The organism is Bradyrhizobium sp. USDA 4504, assembly GCF_054063995.1.
Genome location: NZ_JBSSGV010000001.1, coordinates 6,928,349 through 6,944,762, shown reverse-complemented (window position 1 = coordinate 6,944,762; position 16,414 = coordinate 6,928,349). Strand labels below are relative to the sequence as shown.

Annotated in this window: 11 protein-coding genes and 1 pseudogene; 5 read left to right on the top strand and 7 right to left on the bottom strand. The window is 65.6% G+C overall.

Annotated features, from left to right (window positions below):
- Nucleotides 1-31 precede the first annotated feature (31 nt).
- Both ACVMB1_RS32490 and ACVMB1_RS32485 read right to left on the bottom strand, forming a co-directional pair.
- On the bottom strand, nt 32-1,351 hold the full coding sequence (locus ACVMB1_RS32490) for an Hsp70 family protein (RefSeq protein ID WP_076834596.1): 1,320 nt from the start codon (nt 1,349-1,351) through the stop codon (nt 32-34).
- A 240-nt stretch (nt 1,352-1,591) separates the two neighbouring features.
- Nucleotides 1,592-3,967, bottom strand: a complete 2,376-nt coding sequence (locus ACVMB1_RS32485; protein WP_141342044.1) for a glucose/quinate/shikimate family membrane-bound PQQ-dependent dehydrogenase — start codon at nt 3,965-3,967, stop codon at nt 1,592-1,594.
- A 339-nt stretch (nt 3,968-4,306) separates the two neighbouring features.
- Between ACVMB1_RS32485 and ACVMB1_RS32480 the strand changes: the two genes are divergently transcribed.
- On the top strand, nt 4,307-5,056 hold the full coding sequence (locus tag ACVMB1_RS32480; protein ID WP_076834593.1) for a class I SAM-dependent methyltransferase: 750 nt from the start codon (nt 4,307-4,309) through the stop codon (nt 5,054-5,056).
- Between the two features lie 6 nt (nt 5,057-5,062).
- On the opposite strand, the gene ACVMB1_RS32475 is transcribed toward ACVMB1_RS32480, so the two are convergent.
- Both ACVMB1_RS32475 and ACVMB1_RS32470 read right to left on the bottom strand, forming a co-directional pair.
- Entirely contained in the window at nt 5,063-5,551 is a 489-nt protein-coding gene (locus ACVMB1_RS32475) for an SRPBCC family protein (protein WP_076834591.1), read from the bottom strand.
- A 7-nt stretch (nt 5,552-5,558) separates the two neighbouring features.
- Nucleotides 5,559-6,515, bottom strand: a complete 957-nt coding sequence (locus ACVMB1_RS32470) for a LysR family transcriptional regulator (RefSeq protein WP_076834588.1) — start codon at nt 6,513-6,515, stop codon at nt 5,559-5,561.
- Between the two features lie 101 nt (nt 6,516-6,616).
- Between ACVMB1_RS32470 and ACVMB1_RS32465 the strand changes: the two genes are divergently transcribed.
- Together ACVMB1_RS32465 and ACVMB1_RS32460 are read left to right on the top strand one after the other, a co-directional pair.
- Complete coding sequence (locus ACVMB1_RS32465; RefSeq protein WP_076834586.1) at nt 6,617-7,798, top strand: MFS transporter; 1,182 nt, start codon at nt 6,617-6,619, stop codon at nt 7,796-7,798.
- A gap of 22 nt (nt 7,799-7,820) precedes the next feature.
- A pseudogene (locus ACVMB1_RS32460) lies at nt 7,821-8,856 on the top strand (aldo/keto reductase).
- 19 nt (nt 8,857-8,875) lie between these two features.
- On the opposite strand, the gene ACVMB1_RS32455 reads toward ACVMB1_RS32460, so the two are convergent.
- Nucleotides 8,876-9,778 (bottom strand): AraC family transcriptional regulator, encoded by a 903-nt coding sequence (locus tag ACVMB1_RS32455; RefSeq protein ID WP_076834585.1) that lies wholly within the window; start codon nt 9,776-9,778, stop codon nt 8,876-8,878.
- A 302-nt stretch (nt 9,779-10,080) separates the two neighbouring features.
- On the opposite strand from ACVMB1_RS32455, the gene ACVMB1_RS32450 reads away from it, so the two are divergent.
- Together ACVMB1_RS32450 and ACVMB1_RS32445 are read left to right on the top strand one after the other, a co-directional pair.
- Entirely contained in the window at nt 10,081-11,721 is a 1,641-nt protein-coding gene (locus ACVMB1_RS32450) for a flavin-containing monooxygenase (RefSeq protein WP_076834583.1), read from the top strand.
- An 89-nt stretch (nt 11,722-11,810) separates the two neighbouring features.
- On the top strand, nt 11,811-13,004 hold the full coding sequence (locus ACVMB1_RS32445; protein ID WP_057020890.1) for a methyl acetate hydrolase AcmB: 1,194 nt from the start codon (nt 11,811-11,813) through the stop codon (nt 13,002-13,004).
- Between the two features lie 26 nt (nt 13,005-13,030).
- On the opposite strand, the gene ACVMB1_RS32440 is transcribed toward ACVMB1_RS32445, so the two are convergent.
- Both ACVMB1_RS32440 and ACVMB1_RS32435 read right to left on the bottom strand, forming a co-directional pair.
- On the bottom strand, nt 13,031-14,164 hold the full coding sequence (locus tag ACVMB1_RS32440) for a threonine synthase (RefSeq protein ID WP_076834581.1): 1,134 nt from the start codon (nt 14,162-14,164) through the stop codon (nt 13,031-13,033).
- A gap of 38 nt (nt 14,165-14,202) precedes the next feature.
- On the bottom strand, nt 14,203-16,299 hold the full coding sequence (locus ACVMB1_RS32435; protein ID WP_256522053.1) for an acetoacetate--CoA ligase: 2,097 nt from the start codon (nt 16,297-16,299) through the stop codon (nt 14,203-14,205).
- Nucleotides 16,300-16,414 lie beyond the last annotated feature (115 nt).

The window sequence follows — 16,414 nt, the reverse complement described above, 5'->3', positions numbered from 1 at the left end:
TTGAGCCGGGATCAAGGCGCGAAGCCAGCCGTCACGCGGCCTCGGCGAAGGTCCAGCGGTCTGGATCGGGCGTGTGGCCGATCAAAGCGAGGCCGTAGGCGATCGATTCGAATTGATCCGCCGAAGTCAGCCGTGCCGCGCCGAAGCGCTCGGCGAACAGCCGCTGCACGGCCGGCACGAACGAGGTGCCGCCGGTCAGGAACACCTTCTCGACGTCGCGCGCGGTGATGCCCGCCTTGGCCAGCGCCTCGTCCACCGTCGCGCCGAGCCGCTCGATGTCGTCGGCGATCCAGGATTCGAAATCGTCGCGCGTCACTGTGGCGCCGATATCGATGCCGTCGCGGGCGAAGCGGAACTCGACACGGTCGCGGCTCGACAGCGCGACCTTGGTGTCGGACACGGCGCGATAAAGCGCGAAGCCGAGATCGTGGTCGACGATGGTGATGAAGTCTTGCAGCGGCGCCGGATCGAGCGCGGTGCGCGCGAGCTGCTGCAACTCGCGCAAATCGCCATTGCCCCGCATCATCGCGAGCTGATGCCAGCGGGCGAGGCTCGAATAATAGTGATTGGGGATCGGCAGCACCTTGTCGAACGAGCGGTAGCTAGTGCCCTTGCCGAGTCGCGGCGAGACGATGTGGTCGACGATGCGGTAATCGAAGGTGTCGCCGGCGATGCCGATGCCGGCATGGCCCAGCGGTTCGGCGCGCAGCACGCCGCCCTTGCGCGAGAACCGCATCACGGAGAAGTCGCTGGTGCCGCCGCCGAAATCGGCGACCAGCACGGTGGCATCGTGGTCGAGTGTGCGCGCGAAGGAGAACGCCGCGCCGACCGGCTCGTAGACATAGCGCGCATGGCCGGCGCCGAGCCGCTCGAATGCAGCGCGGTAGCGCTGCATCGCGAGCTCGTCATTGGGATTGCCGCCGGCAAATTTCACCGGACGGCCGACCATGATGGTCGGCGCGCCGAGATCGAATCCTTCGCCGGCATGGCGCGTCAGCGTGCGCAGGAACGCCGCGAGCAGGTCCTCGAACTTGTAGCGTTGCCGGAAGATCTGGGTGGTGTTGAAGGCCGAGCTTGCCGCGAACGTCTTGAACGACTGGATGAAGCGATGGATCGTGCGTCCCTCGAGGAACTGCTCGATCGCCCACGGGCCGCCCTCGGCGCGCGGATGCAGGCCCGCGCCCGGCCGCTCCTCCCAGAAGCACAGCGCGGACACATAGACGCTATGCGTGCGGCCGCCGTGGTCGAAACGAACAGCCTCGACGCGGCCGTCGCCGTCGGACAGCGCGACCACGGTGTTGCTGGTGCCAAAATCGACGCCAATCGAGACGGCGGGCGGGGCGCTCGACATGTCATGCTCGGATTGTCCGTGAAGGGGGGCGGACCTTTAGCGGCTTTGGCCGGATTTGCCAACCCGTCTGGAGCTATCCAGTTGGGCCAGTTCCACCTCCCCTTGGAAAGGGGGGGTCGCTTTGCTCGCCAGAGCAAAGCGGGTGGGGATCCGCGCCCTCCGCAGAGAGCATTGCCTGCGGCTGACCCCCATCCCGACCTTCGGGAAGGAGAAGGAAGATGACGGCCTCGATGACGCGGCTCAATCCTTCAACGCGTAGGCGATGACGTAGTCGCCGCGTTTGGTGCCGAACGAGCCGTGGCCGCCGGCCGCGGTGACGACGTATTGCTTGCCGCCAGCCTCGTAGCTCATCGGCGTCGATTGCGCGCCGGCCGGCAGGCGATCCTCCCAGAGCACCTTGCCGTTGCGGACATCGTAGGCCCGGATCGCGTACTCATAGGTCCCGGTGTAGAACGCAACGCCGCCGGCGGTAGTGATCGGCCCGCCCAGCATCGGCACGCCCATCTTGAATGGAAGCGGCAGCGGCGTGGTGTCCCGGATCGTGCCGTTGGGATGCTGCCAGACGATCTTCATCGTCTTCAGATCGATCGCGGCCATCGAGCCCCATGGCGGCCGGTAGCACGGCACGGAGAGCGGCGAGAGGAAGCTCGAGATGCCGACGCCGAACGGCGTGCCGTACATCGGCTGCACCCCGACCTCGCTGCCGACCGGTTTCTCGGCCGTCGGCGCCGGAGGATTGAGCGGACCGCGCGGAATGAGCCTGGAGGCGAACGGCAACGACATCGGATTGGCGATGGCGATCTGCCTGACAGGATCGACCGCGATGCCGCCCCATTCGAACATGCCGAGATTGCCCGGGAAGACCAGCGTGCCCTGCAACGAGGGCGGCGTGAAGGTGCCTTCGTAGCGCAAGCGGTGGAACATGATCCGGCACAGCAACTGGTCGAAGATCGTGCCGCCCCACATGTCGGCGCCGGTCAGCTTAGCCTCCGGGCGGAAGGTCAGTTCGGAAAATGGCTGGGTCGCTGCAGAGCGGTCGCCGGGCGCGGGCCCTTGCGGCACCGCGCGTTCCGGCGCCGGCACGATCAGCTCGCCGGTCCTGCGGTCGAGCACGAAGATGTTGCCCACCTTGGTCGGCTGGATCAGCGCGGGAACGACGCCCTTGGCCGTCGTCACATCGACCAGGCTCGGTTGCGAGGGAACGTCCATGTCCCAGAGATCATGATGCACGGTCTGGTACGACCAGACGCGCTTGCCGGTGTTGACGTCAAGCGCGACGATGGCGCTGGAATAGCGCTCGACCAGCGCATCGCGATTGCCGCCCCAGATGTCAGGTCCGTTGTTGCCGGTCGGGATGTAGACCAGATTCAATTTCGGATCGAACGAGGCCGTGATCCAGGAATTCGGCGACCCGTTGGTGTAATGACGCGTCGGCGACGGCAATGCGTTCTCGTCCGCCGCGCCGGAATCCCAGGCCCAAACCAGCTTGCCGGTATAGACATCGAAGCCGCGGATCACGCCCGACGGCACCTCGACCGCATAATTGTCGATCACCGCGGCGGCCACGACCAGGATCTTGTCGCTGACGACCGGCGGCGACGTCGGCTCGAAGAAGCCGGCGGTCTTGATCCCCATGCCTTGCTGCAGGTCGAGGATGCCGTGATCGGCGAAGCCATCGCAGAGCTTGCCGCTGTCGGCATCGAGCGCGATCATGCGGCCGTCATTGACGGGCAGGAAGATCCGCCGTGGGCATTCGGCCGGCGCCGAATTGCCGCCAGAGTCGACGGCGCCCTGCGCGGTTTCGTGATAGGAGACGCCGCGGCAAGTCATGTGCTGGAACGTCTTGTTGTGCACGAGCTTGGGGTCGTAGCGCCAGCGCTTCGTGCCGGTCTTGGCGTCGAGCGCGAACAGCACCTGGTGCTGCGAGCAGAGATAGAGCGTGTCGCGCACCTTGATCGGGGTGACCTCGAAGGTGGTCTCCCCGGAATCGTCTGGTGTCTTCACGTCGCCGGTGCGGAAGGTCCAGGCGACCTTGAGGTTGCCGACATTGTCAGGCGTGATCTGCTTCAGCGGCGAATAGCGCTGTCCGAACTGCGTACGTCCATAGGCGCGCCAGTCGCCGTCCGGCTGCGGGTCGGCTTCGCTTTGCGGCACGGCAGAGCCGGACTCGGCAATCGTGCCGTTGATGTCGTGATAGCTGGACAGCAGCCCGGCGATGAGCACCGCCGCAGCAGCGACGACGCCGATCCAGAGTGGCGCCGTCGCGCGCATGTAAGGCACCGGCCCGCTTCGTGTCAGGGCACGAACGATCACCGGCGTAAGCAGCCAAAGGGCCATGGGGAAGATGATGTCGCCACGCGCCGCGAGCGGCCACCAGTCGAACCGCACCTCATAGACGGCCCACGCCAGCGTGCCGAGCAGCACGATCGCAAACAGCCAGAGCGCCTGATGGCGCCGCGCCAGCAACAGCGCAGCCGTGGCGAGAATGCCGACGCCGAGGACAATGTAGAAGGGCGATCCACCTAGTGCGGCGAGCCAAATGCCCCCGCCCGCGAGGACCAGGCCGATCAGGGCGTAGACGATAGCCGTGATGAAGACTGCCCTGGATCGCTGCATGGTCGCCCCGGTGCGGGGGAGGGATCGGGCTTGTCCCGCACAAGCGCGACAGACCGCGTCCGCCATCGCGGACTGTCGTTCAGCCAACCGCAACTTGCAACCTGGAACTGCGATGTTGATGTGCCACAAGCGCGTAAGGTTGCTATGCGAAACCCGCCGAAGCAAATCATTCAAAATGCGCGCATCTTCAACGGGGAGCAGTGGAGCTGCGGGGCTGACGCAAAGGTGAGAGAATTCAGCGAATTTTGAATCGACGCGCTCTTCCAGTCCTGTGCAGGCGCTGCTCTATACCGTTCCGCGGATCGCACCGCGGATGGTTGGCGCGCAGGAGAAGCAACAATGACACTGAACCCCACTGCCGAGAATTATCGTGTCGCGGTCGCCGCCTACGAGGCGGGCCGGCCGAGCTACCCTGCGGAGATCGTCGCCGCGCTGCCGCTTGCGGCCGCGCGCTGCGTCGTTGACCTCGGTGCCGGAACCGGCAAGTTCACCCGCCTGCTGCTGCAGCATTTGCCCGCGGCTGCGCGCCTGATCGCGGTCGAGCCCGTCGCCGAGATGTCGGCCAGGCTGGCCAGGGAAGCCGGGGTGGAGGTCATCAACACGCGCGCCGATGCGATCAATCTTGATACCGGCAGCGTCGACCTCGTCACCTGCGCCCAGGCGTTCCACTGGTTCGACAACGAGGCGTCGGTGGCCGAGATCGCGCGACTGCTGCATCCCGGCGGGACGCTTGCGCTGGTCTGGAACAACCGGGATGACCGCACGCCGTGGGTCGACGCGTTGTCCGTCATGATCGAGGGCTATGCGGGCGACACGCCCCGGCAACGGACCGGACGCTGGCGCTGGATCCTGAAGGACCCGCGCTTCGTGCTTGAGAGGGAAATCGCGCAGGACCATCCGCACCGGATGAAGCGACAGGACGTCTTCGAGCGCATCGCATCGACGAGCTATGTCGCCAATTTGCCCGATGCGGAGAAGGCGATCCTGCGCGACAAGACCGACAATATCCTGCGCGAAGCCGGTCTCGGCGACGCCGACGAAGTGGTGTTTCCCTATGTCACGCAGCTCTTCTTGCTGAAGCGGGCATAGACCGCGCTATTGCGCGGCACGTCCTTGCTCGACCGCCTGCTTCAGGCGCGGCAGCGTCATGCGCCAGTAGAAGGCAACGTGTTTGGCGCCTGAGTCAGGCCCGATTTCCCAGCCGCTTCCGCGGCGGATCGGCGAAGGCGGCACCTGCTGGGTGACGGTCAGCACCGTTTCGCCGCCGTCAGGCGCGAGCGTCATCGTGATCGTTGCATAGGATTGCGGAACATCCGGCAGGCCGGAGACCTGCGACCAATAGGAGTATTCGAGCCGCATCGGCGGCTCGATATGGAGGACGCGGCCCCTGTCGCGATAGCGCTTTGTGCCGATCTCCGCCTCGATCTCGATCGGCGCGCCGATCCGCCAATCGGTCCTGAAATGCGCGTTGCGCCATCTCTCGCCCGCTTTGGAGTCCATGATCGCGTCCCACACCTGCCTTGGCTCGGCAGCGATGCGGATCGTTTCGGTGACGGACTGAAAGGCCGGGGGCTCGTGCGTCATCGAATGCTCACTTGTCGCCCACGACCTTCCATTTTCCATCGGCGCCGCGCCGCAGCGAGGGATCGCCGATGCGGATGTGTTGCGCAAGAAAATCGATGAAAGCGCGGACCCGTGCCGGCAGCGGGCCGGCATGGCCGACATAGACCGCGTGGATGTCCTCGCGGTCGCCGGGATTGAGATTTTGCAGCACCGGCACCAGGCGCCCGGCCTCGATATCGGGGCCGATGTGAAACAGCGCCAATCGTCCGAGCCCGATACCGCCGAGCGTGAGCTGGCGCGCGGCTTCGCCGTCACTGACGCGGGCAACCGGCGGCGGCAGCGCTTCTTCGATCCGTTCAGCGCGGCGAAACGGCCAGCCGCGGATGCTGCGTGGAAAGGTCCAGCCGATGCCGCGATGGTCGGCGAGGTCGGCCGGCGTCTTCGGCGTGCCGAAGCGGGCGAGGTAGGACGGCGCGGCGGCCACCACCATGCGGCTGGTGCCGAGCTTGCGTGCGATCAGCCGCGAGGCGCCGAGCGGGCCGACCCGGATCGCGACATCAGCGCGCGCCTGCATCAGATCGACCAGCGTGTCGGTCAGCACGATGTCGAGCGTGATATCGGGATGTTCGCGCATGAAGCGCGGCAGCAGCGGCATCACATGCAGCATGCCGAACGGGATGTTGCTGTTCACGGTGAGATGGCCGCGCGGCACGCATGAGGCGGCCTCGCGTTCGGCCTCGTCGATATCGGCGAGGATGCGCTGGGCGCGCTGATAGAAGGCCTGGCCTTCCTCGGTGAGCTGCAGCTTGCGCGTGGTGCGGTTGACCAGCCGCGTGCCGAGCCGGGTCTCGAGCCGCGAGACCAGCTTGCTGACGCCGGACGGTGTCTGGCGCAGGCTGTTCGCGGCAGCCGTGAAGCCGCCGAGATCGACGACGCGGACGAATACGTCCATCTCGCCGGAGCGGTTGGTATCTGTGCGGGCCATCTTGAATTCAAGTCACAAATGATTGGATTGCGGTCATTCTAATCCTTCCCCGCCCGGACCGCTATCTCGCTTTGCGGAATCCTTTTTGTCCGGAGCGACACATGCCTGCTGCAGTCCTTGCCTTGACCGCCGGTGCCTTTGGTATCGGCACCACCGAATTCCTCATCATGGGACTGCTGCTGCAAGTCGCCGCCGACATGCAGGTATCCGTATCCGCGGCTGGCCTGCTGATCTCCGGCTATGCGCTCGGCGTATTCGTCGGCGCGCCGATCCTGACGCTGGCAACACGGCGGATGCCGCGCAAGGCGGTTTTGCTGGCGCTGATGGCGATCTTCACGCTCGGCAACGCAGCGTGTGCGCTGGCGCCGAGCTACGGGCTCTTGATGGCGGCACGCATTCTCACCTCGCTGGCGCACGGCACCTTCTTCGGCGTCGGCTCCGTGGTGGCGACAGGCCTCGTCCCGGAAGACAAGCGCGCGTCGGCGATCGCCACGATGTTCATCGGGCTCACGGTCGCGACCCTGCTCGGCGTGCCCTTCGGCGCTTGGTTCGGGCTGATGCTCGGCTGGCGCGCGGCGTTCTGGGCGGTGGCGGCGATCGGCGTGATCGCGTTCATCGTGCTGGCGGTGCTGGTCCCCGGCCATGTCGGCGCCAACGACAAGCCTGCGCCGCTGCGCGAGGAACTCGCCGTGCTCGGCCGCCCGCAGGTGTTGCTCGGGCTTGCCATGACGGTGTTCGGCTTCGGCGGGCTGTTCGCGGTCTTCACCTATGTGCAGCCGATCCTGACGCGGCTCACCGGATTCTCCGACGCCGCGGTGTCGCCGATCCTGCTGGTGTTCGGTGCCGGCCTTGCGATCGGCAACGTCGCCGGCGGACGGCTCGCCGACAAGGGACTTGCGCGGGCGCTGCTGGTGTCGCTCGGCGGCCTCGCCGCCGTGCTCGTCGCGCTGACGGCGGTCGTCTCGATCAAGGCATTGGCGGTCGTGCTGCTGTTCATTCTCGGCATCGCCGCGTTCGCGACCGTCGCGCCGCTGCAGCTCCGCGTGCTCGAAGCCGCCGGCGTCGAAGGGCGGACGCTGGCCTCCAGCCTGAACATCGCGGCGTTCAATCTCGGCAACGCGCTCGGCGCCTGGGCCGGCGGCGTCACCATCGATCGCGGCCTCGGCCTCGGCGCGCTGCCGCTGGTGGCCGCCGTCATCACTGCAATCGGCCTGCTGCTCGCGCTGTGGAGCCTGCGCCTCGATCGGCCGATCGCGCTCGCCGCGCAGTGCCCGGCGGAATGAATCGGATCAAGGGAGCATGACCATGGAATACCGCAATCTCGGTGCATCCGGCCTGAAGGTCCCCGTGCTTAGCTTCGGCGCCGGCACCTTCGGTGGCCAGGGGCCGCTGTTCTCGGCCTGGGGCCGCAGCGACGCCAGCGAGGCGCGCCGGTTGATCGACATCTGCCTCGAGGCCGGCGTCAATTTGTTCGACACCGCCGATGTCTATTCAAACGGCGCGTCGGAGGAGATCCTCGGCGCCGCGATCAAGGGCCGCCGCGACAAGGTGTTGATCTCGACCAAGACCGGCCTGCCGATGGGCGACGGCCCGCTCGATGCCGGTACGTCGCGATATCGCCTGGCCGCCGCGGTCGACGCCGCGCTTCGCCGGCTCAACACCGACTATATCGACCTGCTGCAGCTTCATGCTTTCGATGCCTTCACGCCGGTCGATGAAGTGCTGTCGACGCTCGATGCGCTGGTGCGCGCCGGCAAGCTGCGCTATGTCGGCGCCTCGAATTTCTCCGGCTGGCATCTGATGAAATCGCTCGGTGCCGCCGAGCGGCACGGCTGGCCGCGCTATGTGGCGCACCAGGTCTATTATTCGCTGGTCGGCCGCGACTATGAATCCGAGCTGATGCCGCTCGCGCTCGACCAGGGCGTCGGCGCGCTGGTCTGGAGCCCGCTCGGCTGGGGCCGCCTCACCGGCAAGATCAGGCGCGGGCAGCCATTGCCGACCAACAGCCGCCTGCACGAGACCGCGCAGTTCGGGCCGCCGGTCGACGACGAGAAGCTTTACGCGATCGTCGACGCGCTGGACGCGGTCGCCACGGAGACCGGCCGCAGCGTGCCGCAGATCGCGATTGCCTGGCTGTTGGCGCGGCCGAGCGTGTCGTCCGTAATCATTGGCGCCCGCGATGAGGCGCAGTTGCGCGACAATCTCGGCGCGGTCGGATGGTCGCTCTCGCCGGACCAGATCGCGCGTCTCGACCGCGCGAGCGCAGTGATGCCGGCCTATCCCCTACTATCCCTACCGAATCCAGGAAGGCTTCGCGCGCCTCAATCCGCCGCCAGTGTGAGTCCGTCGCAGACTCGGTCTCATGCCTGGACGGTGTGCTCGCAGACCTGCCGGCGGTATTCCGCCGGCGTCACGTTCATGTGCTGCCGGAACACGCGATTGAGGTGGCTTTGATCGGCGAAGCCGGCGAGCAGCGCGATCTCCTTCAGCGCGACGCGGTCCTTGCGCAGATGCTGGCACGCATGCTCCACCTTGCGCCGCAGGACATAGGCATGCGGCCGCATGCCGTAATGCACGCGGAATTTGCGGGCGAACTGGACCGGCGTGCAATTGCAGATGTTCGCGAGCTCCTCCAGCGTGATGTTCCGGAAGATGTTCTGCTCGATATAGTCCTCGATCAGCCGGGCATGCGCCGGGCGAAAGGGTCCTTGCGCGCAGGGCATCTTGAACTCGATCGCCGCATATTTCCGCAGGATATGCACGCTCGCCTGCAGCGCCAGTGCATCATAGCAGAGCCGTCCACCGGGACCGCCCGCGGCGACTTCCTGGACCATTTGATCGTTGATCCAGGTCAGCATTGGGTCTTCGACCTTGAGCAGGTCGTGAATCTCGATCGTTTCGGCGTCGCGGTCGAAGGCATCGCTCGCGGTCTTCGTCATGAGGGCAGGAGAGATGTAGAAATGGCTGACCTCAATGTCGTTGTTCCAATGCCAGCTTGACGGCTCGGCGCGCGTCATGAGCGACGTGACGCCGCGACCGACTTGATCCTGCTTCCACGCGCCGGTGACGCGGCGGTTCATCGACGTCACGCCGTCGCGATAGAGCACCAGGAGGAAGTTTGCCGACGGCGGGACCCAGATATCCGACGGCGCATAGCGGAAAATTCGCAGCCGGAAATCGCTTCTCCCGACTGACAAACTATCCAGCTTCATCTCGCCGGGAGCGTAGCGCGGCAGCTCCTCGACCGTGATCAATTGGCCCATCGCGTGAGCCTCCTCCCTGGGATTGGTGGCGCGGTTGACCGCTTGTTCTTGGCCGGACGGCTGAGCGCAGAATAGGCCGCTTTCGCCATTTGCCAAGCCGACCAACGGCCGGTGCTCGATTGCACGGTCGCGTTCCAGAGATTGTCGGTTTCATCCAAGCCGCGCGGCCGAACGGCCCGTAGCCTGCTCTGCGTTTCGGCGACAACGCGAACGGCCGAGACCCAAATTGACGCAACGCACCATCATCCGGCGACACCGCGGGTGGGAAGGTGCGTGCGAGAAGCCAGACACAGGAGGAAACCATGACCGAGACCGTCACAAGGTCGAAAGGAAGCAATGGTGCGCATGCAACGACCAAGCTCGACGCCGTGGTCGTCGGCGCCGGCGTCGCCGGTCTCTATCAATTGTTCCGCCTGCGTGAGCAGGGACTGAGCGTGAAGGCGATCGACGCCGGGTCCAGCGTCGGCGGCACCTGGTACTGGAACCGTTATCCCGGGGCGCGCTTCGATTCCGAAGGCCACACCTATCAGTACCTGTTCTCCGAGGAGCTCTACAAAGGCTGGAGCTGGAGCGAGCGATTCCCGGGCCAGCCGGAAATCGAGCGCTGGCTGAACTACGTCGCCGACCGCCTCGACCTCAGGAAGGACATTCAATTCGGCACCACGGTGAAGAGCGCGCATTTCGATGAGGCGACACAACGCTGGCTGGTCGCGACCGACCAGGGCGACGTGATCGATACCCAGTTCCTCGTCACCTGCTGCGGCATGCTCTCGGCCCCGCACGTGTCCTTCCCGGGACAGGAGACGTTCAAGGGCAAGCTGTTCCACACCGCGCGCTGGCCCAAGGGGCCGATCGAGCTTGCCGGCAAACGCGTCGGCGTGGTCGGCAATGGCGCGACCGGAATCCAGGTGATCCAGTCGATCGCCGGTGAGGTCGGCCACCTCAAGGTGTTCATCCGCACCCCGCAATACATCATCCCGATGAAGAACCCGAAATGGGACGCGTCGGATGCCGAGGCCTACAAGTCGAAGTTCAAATTCCTCACCGAGCGGCTGCCGAAGACGTTCACCGGATTCGAATTCGACTTCGAGCACGCCTGGGCCGACCTGACGCCACAGCAGCGCCGCGAGGTGATCGAGGACTGCTGGAACGACGGATCCCTGAAGCTGTGGGTCTCGTCCTTCGCCGAACTGTTCTTCGACGAAGCCGTCAACGCCGAGGTCACCGAATTCGTCCGCGAGAAGATGCGCGAGCGGATCAAGGACCCCAAGCTGTGCGAACAGCTGATTCCCGCCGACTACGGCTTCGGCACGCACCGGGTGCCGCTCGAGAGCAATTTCCTCGAGGCCTTCCACCGGCCCAATGTCGAGATCGTCAGCGTCAAGAACAATCCGATCGCCCGCATCACGCCTGAGGGCATCCAGACCGCCGACGGCACGGTGCACGAGTTCGACGTCATCATCCTGGCGACCGGCTTCGACGCCGGAACGGGAGCGCTGACGCGGATCGACATCCGCGGCCGCGACGGGCGATCGCTGAAGGACGATTGGGGCAGGGACATCCGCACCACGATGGGCTTGCAGGTCCATGGCTATCCGAATCTGTTCACAACGGCGGTGCCGCTCGCGCCCTCGGCCGCACTCTGCAACATGACCACCTGCCTGCAGCAGCAGGTGGAGTGGATTGCCGACTGCATCAAATATTTGCGCGGCAAGAACCTGAACGTCATCGAGCCGACCAGGGATACCGAGGATCAGTGGGTGGCGCATCACGATGAGACCGCCAACGCAACGCTGATCGCCAAGACCAACTCCTGGTACCTGGGCTCCAATGTCGAGGGCAAGCCGCGCCGGGTGCTGTCCTATTGCGGCGGTGTCGGCACCTATCGCCAGAAATGCGATGAGGTCGCCGCGAGCGGCTATCGCGGTTTTGCCACGCAGTAGGGCTGACCGCATTTCGACCGCGTAGCCGGATGGAGCGAAGCGTAATCCGGGCTGCGCGGGTCAACATCACAAAACACAGGAGGAAGACAATGAGCACGAATTTCAGTGCAGCCGCCGATGCAATCCTTGACGGCGTCGTGACTTCAAACCCGCGCGTTCCCGGCGTCGTTGCGATGGTGACCGACCGCCATCGCAACATCTATGAAGGTGCCGCCGGCAAGCGCCGCCTCGACCAGCCCGCCGATATGACGGCCGATAGCGTGTTCGCGATCTTCTCGACCACCAAGGCGATCACCGGGACGGCCGTCCTGCAGCTCGTCGAGGAAGGCAAGCTCGATCTCGACGCACCCGCCAGGACCTACGCGCCCGACATCGGCAAGCTCCAGGTGATCGAGGGTTTTGACGACAAGGGCGAGCCGCGGCTGCGTCCGCCGAAGCGCGACATCACCACCCGCATGCTGATGGTCCACAGCGCGGGTCTGAGCTACGACTTCATCAATCACACCTATAACCGGCTGGCGCAAGAGAAGGGGCAGCCCAGCGTCATCACGGCATCCAAGGCTTCGCTGATGACGCCGCTGCTGTTCGATCCAGGCGAGCGCTGGGAATACGGCACCAACATGGATTGGTGCGGCCAGATCGTCGAGGCCATCGCCGGCAGGCGGCTCGGCGAGGTCTTCAGGACGCGGATCTTCGAGCCGCTCGGGATCATGGACACGACGTTCGAGCTCACCGACGCGATGCGTCGCAAGCTCGCCGGCATCCACGCCCGCAACGCCGACGGCTCACTCACGCCGATGGATTTCGAGCTGCCGGCCAATCCCGAGATCCACATGGGCGGCCACGGGCTTTACGGCACCATCGGCGACTACATGCGATTCATCCGGATGTGGCTGAACGACGGCGCCGGCGAGCATGGGCGGGTCCTGAAGGCGGAGACCGTGCGGATGGCGGAGAAGAACCATCTCGGCAACAACAAGGTCACCGCGATCACCGGCGTGATCACCTCGCTCGCCAACGACGCCGAGTTCTTCCCCGGTCAGTCGAAATCCTGGGCGCTGAGCTTCATGATCAATGAGGAGCAGGCTCCGACCGGCCGCCCCGCCGGCGCGCTCGGCTGGGCTGGGCTGGCCAATTTGTTCTACTGGATCGATCGGCAGAACGGTTTTGGCGGATACTGGGCGACGCAGATCCTGCCGTTTGGCGATCCGACGTCCTTTATCGGCTACATCAATTTCGAGACCGCGTTCTACGAATCCCTGAGGCTGCGCAAGGCGGGATAGGGACAGCTCATCGAAGCGTGCCAAAGCTAGCTCGCTCCGAGCAGCTCCGTGATCAGCCCCGCCGCCTTGATCCCGGTGCCGCTGATGATGACGACGGTGCGCTCCGCCGGCCGGATCGCGCCGCGCGCCTTCAGGACATCGAGCGCGGCGGCGGCCGAGGCCGAGGTCGGCTCGACGAACAGACCGGTCTGCGCCAACCGCTTCAACGCGGCGACGATGCCGTCTTCGGGAATTGCGACGGTGCCGCCGCCGCTCTCCTTCAGTGCCGCGATCATCTGCTTCAGCCGCAGCGGATGCTTGATCGCGGTGCCCTCGGCGATGGTCTTGCGGACCGCGCGATCGACCGGCGTGTCGACGCCGGCGGCGAAGCTGGCATCGACCGGCGAGCAGTTGAGCGGCTGCGCCGCGAACAGGCGCGGCAGGCGCGCGATCTGCCCGGCCGCCAGCAGTTCCTTGAAGCCGATATAGCAGCCGAGCAGGCTGCTGCCGGCGCCGACCGGCATGATGACATTGTCGGGCGCGGTGAAGCCGAAATCTTCCCAGATCTCATAGGCCAGCGACTTGGTGCCCTGCAGGAAGAACGGTTGCCAGTTGTGGCTGGAGTAGAAGATCTGCTTCGACTGGCGGATCGCCTCTGCCTCGGATTCCTCGCGCGGGCCTTCGACCAGCTGCACCTCGGCACCGAAGGCGTGCATCTGCGCCACCTTCATCGGCGACGTCGTGGCCGGCGCAAGGATCCTGACCCGCATGCCGCCGGCCGCGCCATAGGCCGAGACCGACGCGCCGCCATTGCCGGAAGAGTCCTCCAGCACCGCATCGACGCCGAGCTGGCGCAGGAACGACAGCATCACCGTGGTACCGCGATCCTTGAAGCTTGCGGTCGGATTGAACCATTCGAGCTTGAAATGCGGCCGCAGATCATCCCACGCCTTCTCGACGGCTGGCGTGCAGCCTTCGCCCATCGTGATCGGCCGCCTGATCTCGACCGGCAGCGCCGCGCGGTAGCGCCACAGCGACCGCGTCGTGCGATCGATGTCGTCGCGGGAGATGCCCGGCAGCGGCGTTATCAGGAGCGGCTTGCCTTCGTCGGAGCACCAGCGCGGGATATCCAGCGGATAGAGCTTTCCGTTGAGCGGGTCGATGTAGCTGGGTGAAGGCATGTCGTGAAATCCCAAACGCGAGTGGCATTCAGCGGCCGTTACGCCGCACCGGCCTGCCTGCTCAGATAACTCTTTGCAAAATCGAGATACCAGTCGAGGCATCCTGGATTGGCCATCGCATCGCGATTGATGATCTTCTCGACGGGGTGGCCGAGCAGCAGCTTCTTGACCGGCAGCTCCTGCTTTTTGCCGGACAGCGTGCGCGGAATTTCCGCCACCACGAAGATGTCGTTGGGCAGGAAGCGGCGCGACAGCCCGGCCTCGACCGCCTTGTTGATCTTCGCCTTCATCGCGGCATCGAGCGCGATGCCCTCGCGCAGCACCACGAACAGCGGCATGTAGCTGTCGCGGCCGAGATATTCGAGGTCGACGACCATCGAATCCAGCACCTCCGGCAGCGCCTCGATCGCGGAATAGAGCTCGCTGGTGCCCATCCGCAAGCCATGGCGGTTGATGGTGGCGTCGCTGCGGCCATAGATCACGCAGGAGCCGTCGGGGTTGATCTTGAGCCAGTCGCCATGCCGCCACACCGGGCCGCGGCCACTTCCGTCGAAATTGTCGGGGTAGGTCTCGAAATAGCTGGAAAGGTAGCGCGCATTGCCGGGATCGTTCCAGAAGCGCAGCGGCATCGAGGGCAGCGGCTCGGTGCAGACGAGCTCGCCGACCTCGTCGATCACCGCGCGCCCCTGCTCGTCGAACGCTTCCACCGCGCAGCCGAGCAGGCGGCATTGCATGATGCCCGGCGTCTGCGGCAATTCGCGATTGCCGCCGATGAAGGCGCCGGCGAAGTCGGTGCCGCCGGAAATATTGGCCCACCACATATCGGCCTGCGCGGCGTTGCCGTTCTGCTTCGCAAGCGCGGCGAAGCGCTCGTTGAACCAGGCCTGGGTGTCGGCGCTGAGCGGCGAGCCGGTCGAGCCGAGCGTGCGCAGGCCGGAGAGGTCGCCGACGGCAGCGAGATCGATTTCCGCCTTGGTGCAATTGGCAAAGAACGCCGCCCCTGCGCCGAAGAAGGTGGCCTTGGCGTCGGCGACGAAGCGCCACAGCGTGGTCCAGTCGGGCTTGTCCTTGGTGCCGCCGGGACTGCCGTCGAAAATGCAGCAGGTCGTGCCGTTGAGCAGGCCGTTGGCCTGGCAATTCCACATGATCCAGCCGGTCGAAGAGTACCAGTGGAAGCGTTCGCCGAACGAGTTTGGCTGATAGCTGCAGCCGATGTCGTTGTGCAGGGTCGAGAGCGGCAGCGCCACGACGATGATGCCGCCATGGCTGTGCAGGATCGGTTTCGGCAATCCGGTGGTGCCTGAGGAATAGACGATCCAGAGCGGATGATCGAACGGCAGCCATTCCGGCTCGAAGGCGTCGATCTCCGCACTCCGGCCCGCGAGGATCGCTGACAATCGCGTCTCGGACGGCGCGGCGTCGCTGTGCAGGATGACATGCTGCACGGTCGGCAGCGCGCGCCGCAATTCCTCGATCACACCTTGCCGGTCGTGGCGGCGGCCGGCATAGGTCACGGCGTCGCAGGCGATCAGCACCTTCGGCTCGATCTGCTTGAAGCGATCGATCACCGCGGGTGCCGCCATGTCAGGCGCGCAGACGCTCCAGACCGCGCCCAGGCTCGCGGTCGCGAGGAACGCGATGATCGTCTCGGGAATGTTCGGCAAGTAGGCGGCGACGCGATCGCCGGCGCGCACGCCGTTGGCCTTCAGATGCAGCGCCAGCGCTGCCGATTTGCGCTGCAGCTCGGGCCAGCTCGTCTCCGAGAGCTTGCCGTCCTCGCCGCTCGAGATCAGGGCCGGCAGGCCTGCGGCATGCGCCGGCGCGACGTGGCGGAAGACCTGGCGCGCGTAATTCACCGAAGCGCCGGGAAACCACACCGCGCCCGGCATCTTGCGCTCGGCCAGCACCGCCGAATGCGGCGTCGGCGAGCGCAGGTCGAAATAATCCCACACGCTCTGCCAGAAGGCGTCGATATCGGTGACCGACCAGCGCCGCATCGCCTCGAAATCCGCAAATTCAAGGCCGCGCGTCTGCTTCAGCCATTGGCGGTAAAGAGCCATTTGCGGGACGTAAGCTGCTGTCATGGGCGGTTTCCGAAAGTCCTTGTGTCGTGGCGGGCGACCGAGGCCCGCCAGCGTGTCTTAACATAGTGATGCGAGCACGGGGAACGCAGTCGAGCAGCAAGCTGCGTCATATTCTTACCGCCGCCGCAGCGTGCTATCCCATCGGGCGCGGCTGATTCCATGCGGC

Excerpts from the sequence above, each read along its gene's own strand:
- ACVMB1_RS32490 (WP_076834596.1), bottom strand. The coding sequence starts at position 1,351 with ATGTCGAGCGCCCCGCCCGCCGTCTCGATTGGCGTCGATTTTGGCACC.
- ACVMB1_RS32485 (WP_141342044.1), bottom strand. The coding sequence starts at position 3,967 with ATGCAGCGATCCAGGGCAGTCTTCATCACGGCTATCGTCTACGCCCTG.
- ACVMB1_RS32480 (WP_076834593.1), top strand. The coding sequence starts at position 4,307 with ATGACACTGAACCCCACTGCCGAGAATTATCGTGTCGCGGTCGCCGCC.
- ACVMB1_RS32475 (WP_076834591.1), bottom strand. The coding sequence starts at position 5,551 with ATGACGCACGAGCCCCCGGCCTTTCAGTCCGTCACCGAAACGATCCGC.
- ACVMB1_RS32470 (WP_076834588.1), bottom strand. The coding sequence starts at position 6,515 with ATGGCCCGCACAGATACCAACCGCTCCGGCGAGATGGACGTATTCGTC.
- ACVMB1_RS32465 (WP_076834586.1), top strand. The coding sequence starts at position 6,617 with ATGCCTGCTGCAGTCCTTGCCTTGACCGCCGGTGCCTTTGGTATCGGC.
- ACVMB1_RS32455 (WP_076834585.1), bottom strand. The coding sequence starts at position 9,778 with ATGGGCCAATTGATCACGGTCGAGGAGCTGCCGCGCTACGCTCCCGGC.
- ACVMB1_RS32450 (WP_076834583.1), top strand. The coding sequence starts at position 10,081 with ATGACCGAGACCGTCACAAGGTCGAAAGGAAGCAATGGTGCGCATGCA.
- ACVMB1_RS32445 (WP_057020890.1), top strand. The coding sequence starts at position 11,811 with ATGAGCACGAATTTCAGTGCAGCCGCCGATGCAATCCTTGACGGCGTC.
- ACVMB1_RS32440 (WP_076834581.1), bottom strand. The coding sequence starts at position 14,164 with ATGCCTTCACCCAGCTACATCGACCCGCTCAACGGAAAGCTCTATCCG.